This window comes from Bradyrhizobium sediminis, from assembly GCF_018736105.1.
Classification (GTDB): Bacteria; Pseudomonadota; Alphaproteobacteria; order Rhizobiales; family Xanthobacteraceae; genus Bradyrhizobium.
Map to the genome: position 1 here is coordinate 5,393,385 of NZ_CP076135.1, position 17,245 is coordinate 5,410,629.

16 protein-coding genes are annotated in these 17,245 nt (G+C 64.4%); 11 read left to right on the plus strand and 5 right to left on the minus strand.

Translation table 11 applies throughout. The annotated features are described in order from the left end of the window. Positions 1–51: 51 nt before the first annotated feature. From KMZ68_RS25635 to KMZ68_RS25670, 8 genes are all read left to right on the plus strand, one after another. The gene (locus tag KMZ68_RS25635; RefSeq protein WP_215613863.1) at positions 52–1,497 is read left to right on the plus strand and encodes a sigma-54 interaction domain-containing protein; all 1,446 of its coding nucleotides are present in this window, start codon (positions 52–54) and stop codon (positions 1,495–1,497) included. Between the two features lie 195 nt (positions 1,498–1,692). Continuing rightward, a complete protein-coding gene (locus KMZ68_RS25640) occupies positions 1,693–3,738 on the plus strand; it encodes an acyl CoA:acetate/3-ketoacid CoA transferase (protein ID WP_249779477.1) in 2,046 nt (681 codons plus the stop codon). 123 nt (positions 3,739–3,861) lie between these two features. Further along, complete coding sequence (locus KMZ68_RS25645) at positions 3,862–5,046, plus strand: substrate-binding domain-containing protein (RefSeq protein ID WP_215613865.1); 1,185 nt, start codon at positions 3,862–3,864, stop codon at positions 5,044–5,046. Between the two features lie 97 nt (positions 5,047–5,143). Then, a complete protein-coding gene (locus KMZ68_RS25650; protein ID WP_215613866.1) occupies positions 5,144–5,908 on the plus strand; it encodes an ABC transporter ATP-binding protein in 765 nt (254 codons plus the stop codon). Beyond that, the gene (locus tag KMZ68_RS25655; RefSeq protein WP_215613867.1) at positions 5,905–6,627 is read left to right on the plus strand and encodes an ABC transporter ATP-binding protein; all 723 of its coding nucleotides are present in this window, start codon (positions 5,905–5,907) and stop codon (positions 6,625–6,627) included. Before KMZ68_RS25650 ends, KMZ68_RS25655 begins: the two co-directional genes overlap by 4 nt. Next, positions 6,624–7,634 carry a branched-chain amino acid ABC transporter permease gene (locus tag KMZ68_RS25660; protein ID WP_215613868.1) on the plus strand — a complete coding sequence of 337 codons (1,011 nt, stop codon included), beginning with the start codon at positions 6,624–6,626 and terminating at the stop codon, positions 7,632–7,634. The genes KMZ68_RS25655 and KMZ68_RS25660 overlap by 4 nt, the downstream gene beginning before the upstream one ends. Continuing rightward, the gene (locus KMZ68_RS25665) at positions 7,631–8,701 is read left to right on the plus strand and encodes a branched-chain amino acid ABC transporter permease (RefSeq protein WP_215613869.1); all 1,071 of its coding nucleotides are present in this window, start codon (positions 7,631–7,633) and stop codon (positions 8,699–8,701) included. The genes KMZ68_RS25660 and KMZ68_RS25665 overlap by 4 nt, the downstream gene beginning before the upstream one ends. A gap of 115 nt (positions 8,702–8,816) precedes the next feature. Further along, positions 8,817–11,921, plus strand: a complete 3,105-nt coding sequence (locus tag KMZ68_RS25670) for a bifunctional diguanylate cyclase/phosphodiesterase (RefSeq protein ID WP_215613870.1) — start codon at positions 8,817–8,819, stop codon at positions 11,919–11,921. A gap of 95 nt (positions 11,922–12,016) precedes the next feature. Here KMZ68_RS25670 and KMZ68_RS25675 read toward each other — a convergent pair whose 3' ends face one another. The 3 genes from KMZ68_RS25675 to KMZ68_RS25685 all read right to left on the minus strand — a co-directional run bounded on the left by KMZ68_RS25675 (position 12,017) and on the right by KMZ68_RS25685 (position 13,227). After that, on the minus strand, positions 12,017–12,580 hold the full coding sequence (locus tag KMZ68_RS25675) for a cytochrome b/b6 domain-containing protein (protein ID WP_215613871.1): 564 nt from the start codon (positions 12,578–12,580) through the stop codon (positions 12,017–12,019). A gap of 11 nt (positions 12,581–12,591) precedes the next feature. Further along, positions 12,592–12,864 carry a PepSY domain-containing protein gene (locus tag KMZ68_RS25680; RefSeq protein ID WP_215613872.1) on the minus strand — a complete coding sequence of 91 codons (273 nt, stop codon included), beginning with the start codon at positions 12,862–12,864 and terminating at the stop codon, positions 12,592–12,594. A 126-nt stretch (positions 12,865–12,990) separates the two neighbouring features. Further along, a complete protein-coding gene (locus KMZ68_RS25685) occupies positions 12,991–13,227 on the minus strand; it encodes a hypothetical protein (protein WP_215613873.1) in 237 nt (78 codons plus the stop codon). Positions 13,228–13,379: 152 nt separating this feature from the next. Here KMZ68_RS25685 and KMZ68_RS25690 point away from each other — a divergent pair, with 152 nt between their 5' ends. Genes KMZ68_RS25690 through KMZ68_RS25700 form a run of 3 tightly spaced genes read left to right on the plus strand, consistent with a single transcriptional unit; the run spans position 13,380 to position 15,720 of the window. Continuing rightward, the gene (locus KMZ68_RS25690) at positions 13,380–13,694 is read left to right on the plus strand and encodes a PepSY domain-containing protein (protein WP_215613874.1); all 315 of its coding nucleotides are present in this window, start codon (positions 13,380–13,382) and stop codon (positions 13,692–13,694) included. Further along, positions 13,694–14,359, plus strand: a complete 666-nt coding sequence (locus KMZ68_RS25695; protein ID WP_215613875.1) for a response regulator transcription factor — start codon at positions 13,694–13,696, stop codon at positions 14,357–14,359. The genes KMZ68_RS25690 and KMZ68_RS25695 overlap by 1 nt, the downstream gene beginning before the upstream one ends. Next, positions 14,356–15,720, plus strand: a complete 1,365-nt coding sequence (locus KMZ68_RS25700) for a sensor histidine kinase (RefSeq protein WP_215613876.1) — start codon at positions 14,356–14,358, stop codon at positions 15,718–15,720. The genes KMZ68_RS25695 and KMZ68_RS25700 overlap by 4 nt, the downstream gene beginning before the upstream one ends. A 38-nt stretch (positions 15,721–15,758) precedes the next feature. Here KMZ68_RS25700 and KMZ68_RS25705 read toward each other — a convergent pair whose 3' ends face one another. Both KMZ68_RS25705 and KMZ68_RS25710 read right to left on the minus strand, forming a co-directional pair. After that, positions 15,759–16,124: a hypothetical protein gene (locus KMZ68_RS25705; RefSeq protein ID WP_215604096.1), complete on the minus strand. Its 366-nt coding sequence runs from the start codon at positions 16,122–16,124 to the stop codon at positions 15,759–15,761. A gap of 140 nt (positions 16,125–16,264) precedes the next feature. After that, the gene (locus KMZ68_RS25710; protein ID WP_215613877.1) at positions 16,265–17,005 is read right to left on the minus strand and encodes a GntR family transcriptional regulator; all 741 of its coding nucleotides are present in this window, start codon (positions 17,003–17,005) and stop codon (positions 16,265–16,267) included. Between the last annotated feature and the right edge of the window lie 240 nt (positions 17,006–17,245).

Genomic DNA, 17,245 nt, shown 5'->3' on the forward strand with positions numbered 1-17,245 from the left:
GCCAACCGTCGCTATCTCCATCCGGCATCCATCGAGGACTTTTCTCGCGCCATGTCCGATCGCCAATCCATCGTCAGCGACCCCGAAATCATTCGCGCGCGCGCCATGGAAACGCTGTTCGAGCGGCTCGAGAGTCTTTGCGAAGGCGCCATTGCGATCGATCGCGCCGGGCGCGTCGTCTACGTCAACGAGAAGTATCTTGCCTCGCTCGGCCTCGATCACGCATCGGAAGCCATCGGCCGCCCGATCGAGGAAGTCATCCCCAACAGCCTGATGCGCCGGGTGGCGGAGACCGGCGAGCCGATCCTGCTGGACATCATGGAGCTCGGCGGCGAGCAGCTCGTGGTCACGCGCATGCCGATCGAGGATGAGAACAGGAATGTCATCGGCGCGATCGGTTTTGTGCTTTACGATCGTCTCGACGGCCTCAAGCCGCTGATTGCGCGGATGGCTCAGCTCGAAAGCGACCTGCGCGTGGCGAAACGGCAATTGTCGCAGCCGCGCACCGCGCGGTTCACCATCGACGACTACGTCGGCGCGACCGAAGGCATCGCGCGGGCCAAGGAACTCGCCGGGCGGGCAGCGCGGCAAAGCGTGACGGTGCTGCTGACCGGCGAAACCGGCACCGGCAAGGAACTGCTGGCGCAAGCCATCCACAACGCGTCCGCGCGCGCCGACAAACCTTTCGTCAGCGTCAATGTCGCCGCCATTCCCGATACGCTGATCGAGTCCGAATTCTTCGGCGCAGCGCCGGGCGCCTATACCGGCGCCGACCGCAAGGGCCGCGACGGCAAGTTCCGGATCGCCGACGGCGGGACCTTGTTTCTCGATGAAATCGGCGAAATGCCGCTGCAGTTGCAGGTCAAGCTGCTACGCGTGCTGCAGGAGCGCGAAATCGAGCCGCTCGGATCGGAAAAGGTCTCGAAAGTCGATATCCGCGTCATCGCCGCCACCAACATCGATCTGCAGAAGCGCGTCAACGAAGGCGCGTTCCGGGCCGATCTGTACTATCGGCTCAACGTGCTTTCGATCGCGCTGCCGCCGTTACGCGATTGCATCAACGATCTTCCCGAGATTTGCGCCCGGCTGCTCGACGACATCATCCTCTCCGGCAACTATCTCAGCGCACGGATCACGCCTTCGGGTCTCGCCGCGCTTGCCCGTTACGATTGGCCCGGCAACGTCAGAGAACTGCGCAATATCCTGGAGCGCGCGCTGATCCTGAGCGATTCGGGCCGTCTGACCGGCGATGATTTCGCGCGCATTCTGCCCTTCGGTTCCGAAGTCAGGGCCGTGGCGCCGGCAAAGCCGGAGGCAGGCGTCGTCCCCTATTCGCAGGCCGAAGCGACGTTCGAGAGGCAGACACTCGAACACGCACTTCAGGCGACCAATGGGCAGATTTCCGAAGCGGCCAGGATGCTCCGCATCTCCCGCGCAACGTTTTACAAGAAGCTCGCCAAGCTCGGGCTCACGCCATCGGGTTCGCCACCCGTCTGATTCTTGAGACTCGAAGCGTCTCAAGTCTCGGACAGTTGACGCGCGCTGCCTCCGACCCGGCTTCGCCGGCAGGGCGCCTGAACTGCCGGTTTTTCAGTCGTTTTGATATATCGCAATGCACTTGGCGCGGACCTTGCTCTGTTTCCTCGACGATGCATGCCAAATGCGCGCGATCTTAGCAGGGAGGGAACGTCGTTGAGCCAGCATCCAGCTCTGCCCTATCTGCGCAACCCGGAGAAGGGCAAGATCGTTACCGCAGCCGAAGCCGTGCGCCTGATCCGCGACGGCGACACCGTCGCCACCGGCGGCTTCGTCGGCATCGGGTTCGCCGAGGAAATCGCGCTGGCGCTGGAGCAGCTCTATCTCGCCAGCGAAGGCGACGCCCCCTACACCCAGGGCAAGCCGCACAATCTGACGCTGATCTATGCCGCGGGACAGGGCGACGGCAAGGATCGCGGCCTCAATCATTTCGCGCATGAGGGGCTGGTCAAGCGGGTGATCGGCGGCCACTGGGGCCTTGCGCCGAAATTGCAGGCGCTCGCGATATCCAATCAGATCGAGGCCTACAATCTGCCGCAGGGCGTCATCACCCACATGTTCCGCGACATCGCGGCACGCCGCCCCGGCCACATCTCGCACGTCGGCATCGGCACTTTCGTCGACCCGCGCAACGGTGGCGGCAAGCTCAACGCCCGCACCACCGAGGACATGGTCGAGCTGGTCACCTTGGGCGGCCAGGAATGCCTGTTCTACAAGATCTTTCCGGTTGACGTCGGCATCATCCGCGCCACCACCGGCGATCCCGACGGCAATCTCACCATGGAGAAGGAAGCGCTGACCCTGGAAGCGCTGGCGATCGCCATGGCGGCGCATAATTCCGGCGGCATCGTGATCGCGCAGGTCGAACGGGTGGCCGAAAGCGGCAGCCTCAATCCGCGCCAGGTCAAGATCCCCGGCATCCTGGTCGACTGCGTCGTGGTGGCGAAGCCGGAAAATCACTGGCAGACCTTCGGCACGCAGTACAATCCCGCGTTCAGCAGCGAGATCCGGGTGCGCGCCGGCTCGCTGCCGCCGATGCCGATGAGCGAGCGCAAGATCATCGCGCGCCGCGCCGCCTTCGAACTGAAGCCCAACAGCGTCGTCAATCTCGGCATCGGCATGCCCGACGGCATAGCGGCAGTCGCCAACGAAGAGGGGATCATCGACCTCATCACCATGACCGCAGAACCCGGGGTGATCGGCGGCATCCCCGCGAGCGGGATCGATTTCGGCGCGGCGATCAACACCCAGGCGGTGATCGACCAGCCCTATCAGTTCGACTTTTACGACGGCGGCGGCCTCGACGCGGCGTTTCTCGGCCTCGCCCAGGTCGATCGCGCCGGCAACCTCAACGTCAGCAAATTCGGCCCCAAGCTTGCCGGCGCCGGCGGCTTCATCAATATCAGCCAGAACGCCAAGAAGGTGATATTCGTCGGCACCTTCGGCGCCGGCCGCCTGCGCATTGCGCTGTCCGACGGCAAGCTCGCCATCCTGGAGGAGGCGAAGGCGCGCAAGTTCGTCGAAGCCGTCGAGCACGTGACGTTCAGCGGGGCCTATGCGACCAAGCGCGGGCAGAGCGTGCTCTACGTCACTGAACGCTGCGTCTTCACGCTGACGCCCGACGGGCTCGAGCTCGTCGAAGTCGCGCCCGGCATCGATATCGAACGCGATATCCTGGCGCTGATGGATTTCAAGCCGGCGATACCCCGCGATCCCGTTGCCATGGACCCGCGAATCTTCCGCGAGGGGCCGATGGATCTGCGCAAGGACATGCTTGCGATTCCGCTCGATCAGCGCTTCACGCTGGACGAGCAGCAGAACTTGTTCTTCGTCAATCTGGAGCGGTTCGCGCTGCGCAACCGCGCCGATATCGATGCGATCGCCGGAGCCGTGGAAGCGAAGCTCGGCGGCCTCGGCCGACGGGTCTACGCGATCGTCAATTACGACAACTTCTCGATCGTGCCCGAACTGCTCGACGAATATTCGGCCATGGTGCGCAGCCTCGCCGACCGCTTCTATTCGGGCGTCTCCCGCTACACCACCTCGGGCTTCCTGCGTATCAAACTCGGCGAGGCGCTGGAAAAGCGCGGCGTCGCCGCGCATATTTTCGAGAGCGCGGAGGAAGCGCAGTCGGATTGGCGGCACGTCGCCGGCATCGCCGGCTCGCGCCCCGATCCCGACCGCCGTGTGACGCTTGGATGAATCGCATGAACGCCCGATGGTATTTTCGCCGACACCGCCCGCAGCCGGAACATCGAATTGCAATGTTCCTCCCGCTGTGCGAATCGCTGTGATAACGTCAATTCTGCAACAGGAGGAACTGCCGTGCGCTTACCACTCATTCTCGCAACCGCCACACTCGGCCTGATCGGAAGCGCCGCCGCCCAGGCGGACGATCTGAAGATCGGCCTGATCTACGGAAAAACCGGGCCGCTGGAAGCCTACGCCAAGCAGACCGAGACCGGCCTGCGCATGGGACTGGAGTATGCCACCAAGGGCACCATGACGGTCGACGGACGCAAGATCGTCATCATCACCAAGGATGACCAGAGCAAGCCGGATCTCTCCAAGGCGGCGCTCGCGGAAGCCTATCAGGACGACAAGGTCGATATCGCGATCGGCACGACATCGTCGGCGGCGGCGCTGGCCGACCTGCCGGTGGCGGAGGAAAACAAGAAGATCCTGATCGTCGAGCCCGCGGTCGCGGATCAAATTACCGGCGAGAAGTGGAATCGCTATATCTTCCGCACCGGACGCAATTCCTCGCAGGACGCGATCTCCAACGCGGTGGCGATCGGCAAGCCCGGCGTCACCGTTGCGACGCTGGCTCAGGACTATGCCTTCGGCCGTGACGGCGTCGCCGCCTTCAAGGAAGCGCTGGCCAAGACCGGCGCGACGCTGGCGGCCGAAGAATACGCGCCGACCAACACGACCGATTTCACCGCGGTGGGCCAGCGCCTGTTCGACGCGCTGAAGGACAAGCCGGGCCGCAAGATCATATGGATAATCTGGGCCGGCGCCGGCAATCCGCCGGCGAAGCTCCAGGACATGGATCCGAAGCGCTACGGCATCGAGCTCTCGACCGGCGGCAACATCCTGCCGGCGCTCGCAGGCTATAAAATCATGCCCGGCATGGAAGGCGCGACCTACTACTACTATGACATCCCGAAGAATCCGGTGAACGACTGGCTGGTTGCCGAGCACCAGAAGCGCTTCAACGCACCGCCGGACTTCTTCACCGCAGGCGGCTTTGCCGCGGCGATGGCCGCGGTCACCGCCGTGACCAAGGCGAAATCCACCGACACCGAGAAGCTGATCGCGGCGATGGAGGGCATGGAGTTCGACACGCCCAAGGGCAAGATGATGTTCCGCAAGGAGGATCATCAGGCGCTGCAGAGCATGTATCACTTCAGGGTCAAGGTCGATCCGAACGTCGCCTGGGCCGTGCTGGAGCCGGTGCGCGAGCTCAAGATCGGGGACATGAACGTTCCGATCCGCAACAAGCGGTAACTTTTCGTTCCGCGATTGGCCTCTCCCCGCACACGGGGGAGAGGCCAAGTCCACTGCATCAAGACCTCTGCGTCACGTTTCTACCCACGAGCTTTCGATGACCATCCTCGAAACCCGCGACCTGACCATTCGCTTCGGCGGCCACGTCGCGGTCAACCGCATCAGTTGCACGTTTCGGCCGGGTGAGCTGACCGCCATTGTCGGCCCCAACGGGGCCGGCAAGACCACCTATTTCAATTTGATCTCCGGACAATTGCGCCCCACCGGCGGCAGCATCCTGTTCGACGGCGACGACATCACGCAGCTTTCCGCACCCTTGCGCACCCGCGCCGGCCTCGGCCGCGCGTTCCAGCTCACCAATCTGTTCCCCAATCTGAGCGTGGAGGAAAATGTCCGCCTCGCGGTGCAATCCGCGCACGGCGTGCATTACGACATGCTGCGGCCGTGGATGACGCGCCGCGACCTGATCGCCCGCGCCGACGCCATTCTCGACGAGGTCGCGCTCGGCGGCCGGCGCAATGTGGCGGCGACCGCGCTGTCCCACGGCGATCAGCGCAAGCTCGAAGTCGCGCTGATGATGGCGCTCGAGCCGAAGGTCTTCATGTTCGACGAACCCACCGCCGGCATGAGCATCGACGAGGTGCCGGTCGTGCTCAACCTGATTGCGAAGCTGAAGCAGGATTCGAGCAAGATCATCCTGCTGGTCGAGCACAAGATGGACGTGGTGCGCTCGCTGGCCGACCGCATCATCGTGCTGCACAACGGCCAGCTGGTCGCCGATGGCAAGCCGGCCGAGGTGATCGCCTCGCCGATCGTGCAGGAGGCCTATCTCGGCATCGCGCCCGGAAAGAGCGCGGCATGACCGACCTTCTCACCCTCGCCGGCGTGCATACCCATGTCGGGCGTTATCACATCCTGCACGGTGTCGACTTCGGCGTGGCCGAGGGCAAGACCACGATGCTGCTCGGCCGCAACGGCGCCGGCAAGACCTCGACGCTGCGAACCATCATGGGGCTGTGGCAGGCTTCCGCCGGCCAGATCACGCTCGACGGGCAGCGCATCGAGGCGAGCGCGACGCCCGATATCGCGCAGCTCGGCGTCGGTTACGTCCCGGAAAGCATGGCAGTGTTCTCGGACCTGACGGTGAAGGAAAACCTGATCCTGGCGGCGCGCGACGGGCCGCTCGACGATGCCAGGCTGGAGTGGATTTTCGGATTCTTCCCCGCGCTGCGCCGCTTCTGGCTGTCGCGCGCCGGGGCGCTGTCCGGCGGACAGAAGCAGATGCTTTCGATCGCGCGCGCCATCGTCGAGCCGCGCAAGCTGCTGCTGATCGACGAGCCGACCAAGGGTCTGGCGCCGGCTATCGTGGTGGCGTTGATCGAATGCTTTGCCGAAATCAAGCGCCGCGGCGCCACCATCCTCATGGTCGAGCAGAATTTCCATGCCGCGCGCGAGATCGGCGATTCCGTCCTGGTGATGGACAACGGCCAGATCGTTCATCGCGGTGAAATGTCAGCGCTGGCCAGCGACGTGGCGCTGCAGGAACGGCTGCTCGGACTAAGCCTGGAGGCGCATCAGTGACCGACCTCGCCGCACCGGAAGCATTGCCCAAGCCGAAGCGGGATATCCTGCCGGCGCTGTTGCCGGCGATTCTCGCCCTCGCCATGCTGCCGTTTATCGGCTCTGGCAGTTCGTGGGTGACGCTGACGGTGGCCAGCCTCGCCATGGGCATGATGATCTTCATCATGGCGTCCGGGCTGACGCTGGTGTTCGGCCTGATGGACGTGCTCAATTTCGGTCACGGCGCCTTCATCGCGGTCGGCGCCTATGTCGCGACCCTGGTGCTGCTGCCGCTGGCGCCCTATGTGCAGGCCGACTCGCTGTGGATCAACCTGGCGGTGCTGGCGCCGGCCGCCGCACTGTCGATGGCGGTCTCCGGCGCTCTCGGGCTCGTGGTCGAGCGCGTGCTGATCCTGCCGGTCTACGGCCAGCACCTCAAGCAGATCCTGATGACGACCGGCGGACTGATCGTCGCCGAGCAGGCGCTGTATGCGCTGTGGGGGCCGCAGATCATTCCGCTGCCGCTGCCGGCCTCGTTGCGCGGCTCCTTCATCATCGGCGACGTCGCGATCGCGAAGTACCGCCTGCTGGCGATGCTGCTCGGGCTGGCCGTATTCGCCGCGATCCAGCTGGTGCTGAACCGCACCAAGATCGGCCTGTTGATCCGCGCCGGCGTCGAGAACCGCGAGATGGTGGAAGCGCTCGGCTATCGCATCAGGCGGCTGTTCCTCGGCGTGTTCATGGTCGGCTCCGGCCTCGCCGGCCTCGGCGGCGTGATGTGGGCGCTGTATCGCGAGCAGGTGCACGCCTCGATGGGCGACGATCTCACGGTGCTGGTGTTCATCGTGGTGATCATCGGCGGCCTCGGCTCGATCGGCGGCTGCTTCATCGGCGCGCTGCTGGTGGCGATGGTCGCGAACTACGGCGGCTTTCTGCTGCCGAAACTGGCGCTGGTCTCCAACATCCTGCTGATGGTCGCGATCCTGATGTGGCGCCCGCGCGGGCTATATGCGGTGACCTCCAGATGATGATTCTTTCAGGCGATCCGCCGCGCAGCCGGCTTCTCGGCATCCTGCTCGTCGCCATCATCGCGGCGCTGGCGGTGGCGCCCTTGCTCTTTCCCGGCGCCAAGGCGATGAACGTCGCCACCAAGATCTGCATCTTCGCAGCATTGGTGGCGTCCTACGACCTCCTGCTCGGCTACACCGGCTCGGTTTCGTTCGCCCACACCATGTTCTACGGCATCGGCAGCTATTCGATCGCGATTGCGCTCTATTCGATGGGTCCGACCTGGACGGCGGTGGCTGCCGGAATCGTGACCGGGCTGCCGCTGGCGATGCTGCTGGCGCTCGCGATCGGGCTGTTTTCGTTGCGGGTCGAGGCGATCTTCTTTGCCATGATCACGCTGGCGGTGGCCTCCGCGTTCCTGGTGCTGGCCTCGCAACTGTCGTGGCTCACCGGCGGCGAGGACGGCCGCAGTTTTCAGCTGCCGGAATTGTTGCGGCCGGGCACGGTCATCATTCCGAAGGACTGGTTCGGCTTCGCCGTCAACGGCCGCGTGCTAACCTATTATCTCATCTTCGTAGCGTGCGCCGCGATGATCCTGGCGCTGCTGCGGGTGGTGAATTCGCCGTTCGGCCGGGTGCTGCAGGCGATCCGCGAAAACCGCTTCCGCGCCGAAGCCCTCGGCTTCCGCACGGTGTTTCATCTAACCTATGCCAATTGCCTTGCCGCCCTCGTCGCCGCCAGCGCCGGCATGCTGAACGCGCTGTGGCTGCGTTACGCCGGGCCGGACACCTCGCTCAGCTTTTCCATCATGCTGGACATTCTACTGATGGTGGTGATCGGCGGCATGGGAACCATGTACGGCGCCATCATCGGCGCTACGATCTTCATTCTGGCCCAGAACTATCTGCAGGCGCTGATGGGCGCGGCCTCCAACGCCGCGGCCGACGCCGGACTGCCATTGTTGCCGGGATTGCTGCATCCGGATCGCTGGCTGCTGTGGCTCGGCCTGTTGTTTATCGCCAGCGTCTATTTCTTCCCCACTGGCGTGGTGGGACGGTTACGAAACCCTTCGCGCAAACCGTCTTGAGCGCTGGCACAGCCCGTATTTCTACGGCCCGGACGCGTCATTAAGACCTGAGTAACCGGTTTTCCTAACCAGTATGCCATTTGTGCATTGTATCCATACCCCCCGGGGTTGGCGAATGCGCAAATTGGCTTCCAACGTGTGGAACGGGTTCACCGCGGCGATCGGGTCGCCGGCTCTTGCCGCGTCGATACGACGTGGGCCGATCCTTTCGCTGATCCTGTGCGGCGGCCTGCTGGTCGCGGCAATCATCGTCGGCACGGTGATGATGGTCGGCGAATTCCGCGAGCGCGCCCTCGGCAACACCGAGCGCGAACTCGAAAATACCGTGCTGCTGCTGTCCCAGCACTTCGAGCAGCAATTCGAAGACGCCGATGTCATCGCGAACAACCTGATCGCCCAACTGCAATTTTCCGAGATCGCTTCGCCCGAAATTTTCGAGAGGCAAATGTCGACGCCCGAAGCGCACCTGATGTTGCGATCCAAAGTCGGAACGCTGTCCCCTATCGGCGAAATCAAACTCTTCGATGCCAGGGGGACACTGATCAACTCATCGGGAGTCTGGCCGCTGCCGGCCATCAGCATTGCCGAGCGGGCCTATTTCAAGACCCTCAAATCGGATCCGGGCTCAAAAATTGCCCTGGCCGAGCCGGTTCGCATTTTCACCGGCAGTTGGACCACTGTCGTCGCCCACAGACTCACCGGGCCGAACGGGGTTTTTCTCGGCGTGATGGCGAGACGGATAGACCCCGACAATTTCGAGAAATTCTTCGCATCCGTCGCGCTTGGCAAGGGCGCCGCCATCTCCATGTTCCATCGCGACGGGACGATGCTGGCGCGCTATCCTCATATCGCCGACATGATCGGGCAAAAATTCAAGGGGGCGCCGCTGCTCAACAAGGTTCTGACCGAGGGCGGGCGCCAGACCCACCGGATGCAGAGCCCCGTCGACGGGCTGCCGCGGCTCGGTTCGGCGGCCGCCTTGAACCATTTGCCGATCGTGGTCGTCGCGACCACGACCGTCGCCGCCGCGCTGGCCGACTGGCGCGAGCAGACCAGGCTGATCGTCGCCGCCGCCGTGCTGTCGGCGCTGGTGATCGCGCTCATTCTATTCCTGATCGTCAGGCAGATGGCCCGGCAGGGCCGGGATTCGCAGCAGCGGCTGGAATTGCAGAAGCAGCAACTCGACACCGCCCTGAACAACATGACGCAGGGCCTCGTGCTGTATGACGCATCGGCGCGCATCATCCTCTGCAACCGGCGCTACATCGACATGTACGAACTGTCGACCGACGTCGTGAAGCCAGGCTGCCACTTCCGCGACCTGATCCGGCACCGCCAGGCGACGGGATCGTTCGACGGCGACGTCGACGAATTTTGCACGAACATCATGCGCAACGTTGCGCAGGGCAAAATCACGCACATGACCATGGAGACCTCCGGCCGTTCGTATCTGATCGTCAACAAGCCGCTGACGCAGGGTGGCTGGGTCGCGACCATAGAAGACATAACGGAGCGCCGGAACCTCGAACAGGAGCGCGACCGCAATCATGCGTTCCTGCGTCAGATCATCGACAACATACCGTCGCAGATCACCGTCAAGGACGTGCGCGATCGCCGTTATCTTCTGGTCAACCGGGTGGCCGAGACTCATTTCGGCCTCTCGAGCGACGCCATCCTCGGCAAAACGGCGCCGGACATATTTGCAAAGGCAGTCGCCGATGCGGTCACGGCACGCGACGAGGAGGCCCTGCGGTCAGCTGGCGGCTGGTTCCTCGACGCGACCCCGTGGCAGAGCTCGACGCTGGGCCCCCGCTTCATGACTTCAACGCGCATTGGAATCCGCGATCAGGCCGGCGAGACCCGATACCTTGTCAATGTCGTCGACGACGTGACCGACCGGCGGCGCGCCGACGAAAGGATCGCGCACCTCGCGCATTACGACGCGCTGACCGATCTGCCGAACCGGGTGCTGTTTCGCGAACAGATCGAACGCGAACTGCAGCGAACCGGCCTCGGCGAGCAATTCGCACTGCTCTACATCGACGTCGACGAATTCAAGGGCATCAACGATTCGCTCGGACATCATGTCGGCGATGAGCTGCTGAAGGCCGTGGCTAACCGCCTCCGGAGCTGCATCAGGGAAACCGATCTCATCGCGCGGCTCGGCGGCGACGAATTCGCGGTGATCCAGACTGGCGTCCGGAACACCCGCGAGGTCGTGGAGTTCGTGACGCGCATTCACGAGACCATCCGGCAGCCCTATCAATGCCTCGGCCACCAACTTTCGACCGACGCCAGCATCGGCATTGCAATGGCGCCGCAGGACGGCACCGATCTGGATCAGCTCATCAAGAATGCCGACCTGGCGATGTATGGCGCCAAGGCCGGGGGACGCCGGACCTATCGCTTCTTCGAGCCGGCCATGGATGCCAGCGCCAAGGCGCGGCTTGCCATGGAGCAGGACCTGCGTCAGGCGCTCGCGGATGGCGGCTTCGAAATCCACTATCAGCCCGTTGTCGATCTTCGCCGCAACGAGGTAACCGGCTGCGAGGCCTTGCTGCGCTGGCGCCATCCGGAACGCGGCATGATTTCTCCCGCCGAGTTCGTACCGGTCGCGGAAGACACCGGCCTGATCGTCGAACTCGGCGAATGGGTGCTGCGCACCGCCTGCGCCGAAGCGGCGATCTGGCCGGATCACGTCCGCGTTGCCATCAACGTCTCGCCGGTTCAACTGAAGTGCCCGACGCTGGCGCTGAAGATCACCAGCGCATTGGCGGCCTCCGGCCTGAAGGCGAGCCGGCTGGAGCTCGAGATCACCGAGGCAGTGTTGATCCGCGACGACGAGACCGCGCTCGCCATCCTGCATCAGCTCCGCGCCATCGGCGTCCGCATCGCGCTGGACGATTTCGGCACCGGCTATTCCTCGCTGAGCTATCTGAAGCGCTTCCCGTTCGACAAGATCAAGATCGACCGCTGCTTCGTCAGCGACATCACGGAGATCGGCGGCTCATCGGCGATCGTGCAGGCGGTGGTGAACATCGCAGCCTCCCGCGACATGACGACGACGGCGGAAGGCGTCGAAACATCAGAGCAGAAGGAACTGCTTTCCGCGCTGGGCTGTACCGAGATGCAGGGCTACCTGTTCAGCGCCGCCAAACCCGCCCCGCAAGTGCGGCAACTGTTCGGTACGCAGCCGCCGATGACGGCGGCCGTGGCCTAGCGACGAAGATTCCGCGGTTCGTGATGAACAATTGGGTCCGGGCGGCGCGGTTGCCGCGCCGCCGGAATTCTTCTCTCTCTCTCTCTCTCTCTCTCTCACGACGACCGTTTGCGGCCGGTCACCATCGCCTTCACGAGATTCTCGCGGTGCAACAGGCTCGAAGCCGCGACACCCAGGACATGCAGGCCGGCCAGCACCAGCGTGCCGTGGGCGAGCGCCTCGTGGAGCTTCTCGACCCATTTGGCTCCCCAATAGGCGTCCGTCGTCATCATGTAACCGGTGACAGCGGTGCCGATCAGCGCCGCCAGCAGCGCTACGATCATCGCGCCGCCGGCGGGATTGTGGCCGAGATAGCGCGGCGCCTTGAGGCGCGCGACATCCCGCAGGTAGGCCAGCACATCGCGCGGCGACCGCACGAAACTGGAAAACCGCGCGTGGCGTGGACCGATGACGCCCCAGGCCAGGCGAAGCGCCAGCAGAGTGGCGATGCCGTAGCCGGCGGCGATGTGCACGCCCTCGATCTCATCGCCGGTGACGAAGGCGATGACGAACAGCGTCAACAGCGTCCAGTGGAACATCCGCACGAACGGGTCCCACACCTTGACCGTTGCCGGCGGCACTGCGCCGCCGGCTTCGATCGCGTCATGTGTGAATGCCATGGCGCGGGCCGTTACAACTGGCCGACGATGGCGGCGGAAGTCGGATCGACAAACAGCTCGACGCGGTTGCCGTTCTTGTCGATGGTATAGAGCTCGCCGCAGGCGGCCTTCAGCTTTGCCTTCTGAACCTTATAGCCCTGCGCCTCGATCTTGGCCTGGAGCGCGTCGAGGGAGAGCCACTGGCTCTGCGGCGCCGACGTGCAGGGCCGCCCGAGGCTGCCGGCGTTGGCGAACGTTGCCGTGGCAAGCAGGGCAGCGGCAGCGAGCATTGCGATCTTGGTCATGGAAAGTCTCCGTGGTGGGCGCCTGCCTGCTGGCAGCGCTGAAAAGGGGGATCGATCCGATAGGTGCTTTTGATCCATGTCATCGACCGGTCAGCGTCCCATCGGTATTGGTATTTTCGATGATGGTCAGTGGCGCCGATCGTGGTCCCGCCGCTCATCGTGGCGTTCGCGGGCTTCGTCGTGATGGCCGCGACGGGCGCCGTGGTGGTCCCTGCGGGATTCATGGTGGCGCTCATGTGCGTGTTCTCCGGCAGACCGGGTAGCCTCGCTGGTGCTTCCGATCTCCGTGATGTCCTTGGCCTGCGCCAGCGCTCCGGCGCCGAACAGGGTAATGAGGGCGCCAAGTAGGATGGTTTTGCGCATGGGGTATCTCCTGGGCTTGTGTCCCGGCCGCCTATCCGGCCAGCGACGGGGGCACTATCGGCCGGCACCGCTGACAACGACCTGTTGGCCGATGTCAGCGAATTGTCAGCCGGCCCATGCAAGGATGCTGTCGAAAGGAATTGAGTGCAGCCATGGGCTTGCGTTCGAAGGGATTGGCTATTTGCCTGCTGTCGGCAGTTGCGGCGTTCGCGGCCGGCGCGCGGGCAGACGACGGCCACGACCATGACGTGGCGCGGCGAGCCGTCGAGCGCGGCGAAATCAAGCCGCTTGCCGAAATCCTGCAGATGGTGCGTGACAAGCTTCCCGGCGAGGTCGCAAGCGTGAAGATCGAGCGCAAGGGCGGGCGGCTGATGTACGAATTGCGGATCGTCGGCGCGCAAGGACACCTTCTCGAGGTCTACGTCGATGCGGCCACCGGCGAGATCGGCCGCACCCGGGAGAAATGATGCGCGTGCTGCTCGTCGAGGATGACCGCAGGATCGCCGCCGAGGTCGAGCGCGCGCTGGTGGCGGCTGGCTATGTGGTCGATCGCGAAAGCAAGGGCGAGGACGCCTGGTTCCGCGGCGATACCGAGGACTATGCCGCGATCATTCTGGACCTGGGATTGCCCGGCATGGACGGACTGGCCGTACTCAAGCGCTGGCGCGCAAGCGGCCGCACCACGCCTGTTCTGATTCTCACGGCGCGCGGCAGCTGGAGCGAGCGCGTCGATGGCATCGATGCCGGCGCCGACGACTATCTGCCAAAGCCGTTTCAGATGGAGGAACTGCTGGCGCGGCTGCGCTCCGTCCTGCGCCGCTCGGCCGGCCGGGCCTCCTCCGTGGTGACGATCGGCGATCTCACCCTCGACGAGCGCCAGATGAAGGTCAGCGTGCGCGGCGTACCGATCAACCTGTCGGCGCTGGAATATCGCGTGATGGCCTATCTGGTCCACCAGCGCGGCCGCGTCGTGTCGCAGCTCGAACTCAGCGAAAACATCCATGGCACCGACGACGCCCACGATTCCAACGCCATCGAGGTTCTGGTCGGCCGCCTGCGCCGCAAGCTTGGCATCGATCTCATCGAGACCCGGCGCGGCTTCGGCTACCTGATTCCGGAGCCGGCCGGATGAGCTGGAATTCGCTGCGGCTGCGCCTCGTCGCCGGCGGCATCGCCGCGATCGTGCTTGCACTGGCGCTGGCCGGCCTCGGCCTGACGCTGTTGTTCGAGCGCCATGTCGGCCGCACCGTCTCCCAGGATCTCGATGTCCATCTCAAGAAGCTGCTGGCCGGCCTCGACGTCGACGCCGACGGGCGCATGGTTGTCACCAATGGCCCCGTCGATCCGCGGTTTTCCGAACCGCTGTCGGGATTGTATTGGCAAATCGCCGACGACCGCGGCCAGACTCTGCGCTCGCGCTCGCTGTGGGATTCATCATTGCTGCTGCCGAAGGACGAGCCCGCCGCCGGCGAAGTGCATCGCCACGAAGCGACCGGCCCCGGCAACGGCCGGGTTCTGCTTGCCGAACGCCGGGTCCGGCTCAACATCAACGGGCGCGATGCGCCGGTCACGGTCGCGGTCGCGATCGACGCCGCGCATGTCGCGGCGGCGACGAGCGCTTTCGCCGCCGACCTTGCGACGGCGCTCGGCCTGCTCGGGGTCGTGCTGGCGGCGGCGACCGCTATACAGGTCGGGCTTGGGCTGCGGCCGCTCGACATCCTCAGGCGCGGCGTGGCGAATATCCGCGCCGGCCGTGACCGGCGGCTCGCAGCCGCCGTGCCCGACGAAGTCCGGCCGCTGGTCGACGAGGTCAACGCACTGCTGGCTGCGCGCGCCGAGGAAGTCGAGCGTTCCCGCCACCGCGCCGCCGATCTTGCCCATGGCCTGAAGACGCCGCTTGCCGCTCTCGCCGCCGATGCCGGCCGCCTGCGCGAAACGGGACAGTCGGCCGTCGCCGACGGCATCGATGAGGTGATCGGGACCATGCGCCGTCATGTCGACCGCGAACTAGCACGGGCCCGGCTGCACGGTGCCGGACGTTCGCGGCCGGATGCATCGACAAGGCTGGCGCCGCTGGTTCGCTCACTGGTCGCGACGCTGGCGCGGACGCCGGACGGCGCCCGGATCGCCTGCGAGATCGCGATGACGGATGAGGTGACGGTGCCGTTCGAGCGCGCCGATCTCGCCGAGGTGCTGGGCAATCTGCTCGAGAACGCAACGCGCCATGCCCGCAACCGGGTCCGGATCGCAGCCACCGCTGACGGCCGCGGCATCACCGTTGAGGACGACGGCGCCGGCATTCCCGAAGCGGTCCGGCCAACCGTCCTCGCCCGCGGCGGACGGCTCGACGAGCGCGGCGGCGCCGGGCTCGGCCTTGCCATCGTCCAGGACGTCGTCGAAGCCTATGATTGGACGTTGCGGCTGGATACGTCGGAACTCGGCGGACTGCGCGCCACGATCGAGCCGAATGCCTCGACCGGCGTTGCCGGCTAGCCCGCATTCATTGGACGGCATTCACGGACGCCAGCGACTCAAGCCGGCGCACCCAGAACGTTTCCGGAAGGCGCCCGGCTGATGGTCTCCTTGCAGCGATGCCATTCCCGCATCGGCGCATCGGCGGCCCCCTGGCGCGACAGCGCGAGATATTCGCTGCGCAGGATGATGCTCACGACTTCGCCCGAACCATTTTCGCCCGCCGGAACGACATAGTCGAAAGCATGGCGGCTGTAATTGCCGTCGATTTGCTTGCCGCCCGGCGTGATGATCTTCTCGGCGCGGATCGACATCCGCAATCCGTCGGTGCTGCACCAGTCGCCGTCGATGGCGTCGGCGCGGCCGACGCCGGTTTGCAGCAGCACGCCCATCGCGGCCAGCACGATCAGCATACGCATGGACATCGGCGCCTCCATCGCAAAGGGGAACATGCGATATATTTTATCACGGACGAGATGAGCCTGCATCGCAATTGCCGGCCCGGCGGGGCGGCGCTTGCCTCACCACGAAGTCACGGATTCCTCCCGTTTCGGGGCGCCTCTCTCTACAGCGTCAGTCTCAATTCAGCGGACTCACTCCTGAAGCGAGTGATCGACAATTCCATCAATTCCTGCGTTCGCGGATCATTATTGACGCTGTGCGAGTAAAGGATCGAGGCCCCGCGGGAAACCCGCAGCATCTTGCAATCGATGCTCGTTGCACGATCAGCCCCGACAGTGGTCTCAATCCGCTGGGGGCTAGCGCCGACTTTCTCGCGCATCCATTCGTGGACGGACGCTCCACTGAAGCCCTCCATGAGCCGCTGTGCATCAAGCCCGAACAGCAGATGACGGATCCAGCAGACCGGCTCATCATTCACAAACCGAACGGTGGTGATCTCACCGGTTGCGTCCCTTTGCAGAACGCGACGGCAAATCTGGAGCGAGGCGCGGGAGGGGAGTTCCGTGGCCGAAATCAATTCAGTTCTTGGAATAACGCCCGCTGCCAGTGCGGACGCGGTGAAGCTCGTATTGAAGGTGATACGATGATTGAGCCGCTTCTTCGTCACGACACTTCGGGCGCCCCAGGCCGTCGAAATCGTGCCCGCCCTGTTCAGCGCTTCGATCGCCCGCCGGATTGTGTTCCGGTGCACCTTGAACTCAAGTGCCAGGGCGCGCTCCGACGGCAATCGGTCGCCCGCATTGTAGGAGGTGCGGATTTGCTGCTGGAGCTGCCGCACGATGTGAAGATAGATACTGCGGTCTTCATGATCTGACCGTCGTTGGATCTCTTGCTGTTCGCTCATGATGATGCCAAGTGCCGGCTGACAACGCTGGGAGCCTGACCCTGTCGCGTTGGTAACGATCGAAATTCCCGGGACGACGCGGTACTGCTTGCCTCCCGTAACCCTGGTATTTTGGGCCCGGTATTTGTCACGCCAGCTGGGCCTTTTTGCAACTAGCGACATCAGCTCGAAATTGCAACTGGTCTAAGCCAATCGCGCCGCGACGGATCCACTTGCATCGAATTTTTCGGCACGAAAGTG

Coding starts and splice junctions, on each gene's coding strand:
- KMZ68_RS25665 (WP_215613869.1), top strand. CDS start 7,631: ATGATGATTCTTTCAGGCGATCCGCCGCGCAGCCGGCTTCTCGGCATC.
- KMZ68_RS25650 (WP_215613866.1), top strand. CDS start 5,144: ATGACCATCCTCGAAACCCGCGACCTGACCATTCGCTTCGGCGGCCAC.
- KMZ68_RS25670 (WP_215613870.1), top strand. CDS start 8,817: ATGCGCAAATTGGCTTCCAACGTGTGGAACGGGTTCACCGCGGCGATC.
- KMZ68_RS25690 (WP_215613874.1), top strand. CDS start 13,380: ATGGGCTTGCGTTCGAAGGGATTGGCTATTTGCCTGCTGTCGGCAGTT.
- KMZ68_RS25635 (WP_215613863.1), top strand. CDS start 52: ATGTCCGATCGCCAATCCATCGTCAGCGACCCCGAAATCATTCGCGCG.
- KMZ68_RS25710 (WP_215613877.1), bottom strand. CDS start 17,005: ATGAGCGAACAGCAAGAGATCCAACGACGGTCAGATCATGAAGACCGC.
- KMZ68_RS25700 (WP_215613876.1), top strand. CDS start 14,356: ATGAGCTGGAATTCGCTGCGGCTGCGCCTCGTCGCCGGCGGCATCGCC.
- KMZ68_RS25685 (WP_215613873.1), bottom strand. CDS start 13,227: ATGCGCAAAACCATCCTACTTGGCGCCCTCATTACCCTGTTCGGCGCC.
- KMZ68_RS25655 (WP_215613867.1), top strand. CDS start 5,905: ATGACCGACCTTCTCACCCTCGCCGGCGTGCATACCCATGTCGGGCGT.
- KMZ68_RS25695 (WP_215613875.1), top strand. CDS start 13,694: ATGCGCGTGCTGCTCGTCGAGGATGACCGCAGGATCGCCGCCGAGGTC.
- KMZ68_RS25680 (WP_215613872.1), bottom strand. CDS start 12,864: ATGACCAAGATCGCAATGCTCGCTGCCGCTGCCCTGCTTGCCACGGCA.
- KMZ68_RS25705 (WP_215604096.1), bottom strand. CDS start 16,124: ATGTCCATGCGTATGCTGATCGTGCTGGCCGCGATGGGCGTGCTGCTG.
- KMZ68_RS25675 (WP_215613871.1), bottom strand. CDS start 12,580: ATGGCATTCACACATGACGCGATCGAAGCCGGCGGCGCAGTGCCGCCG.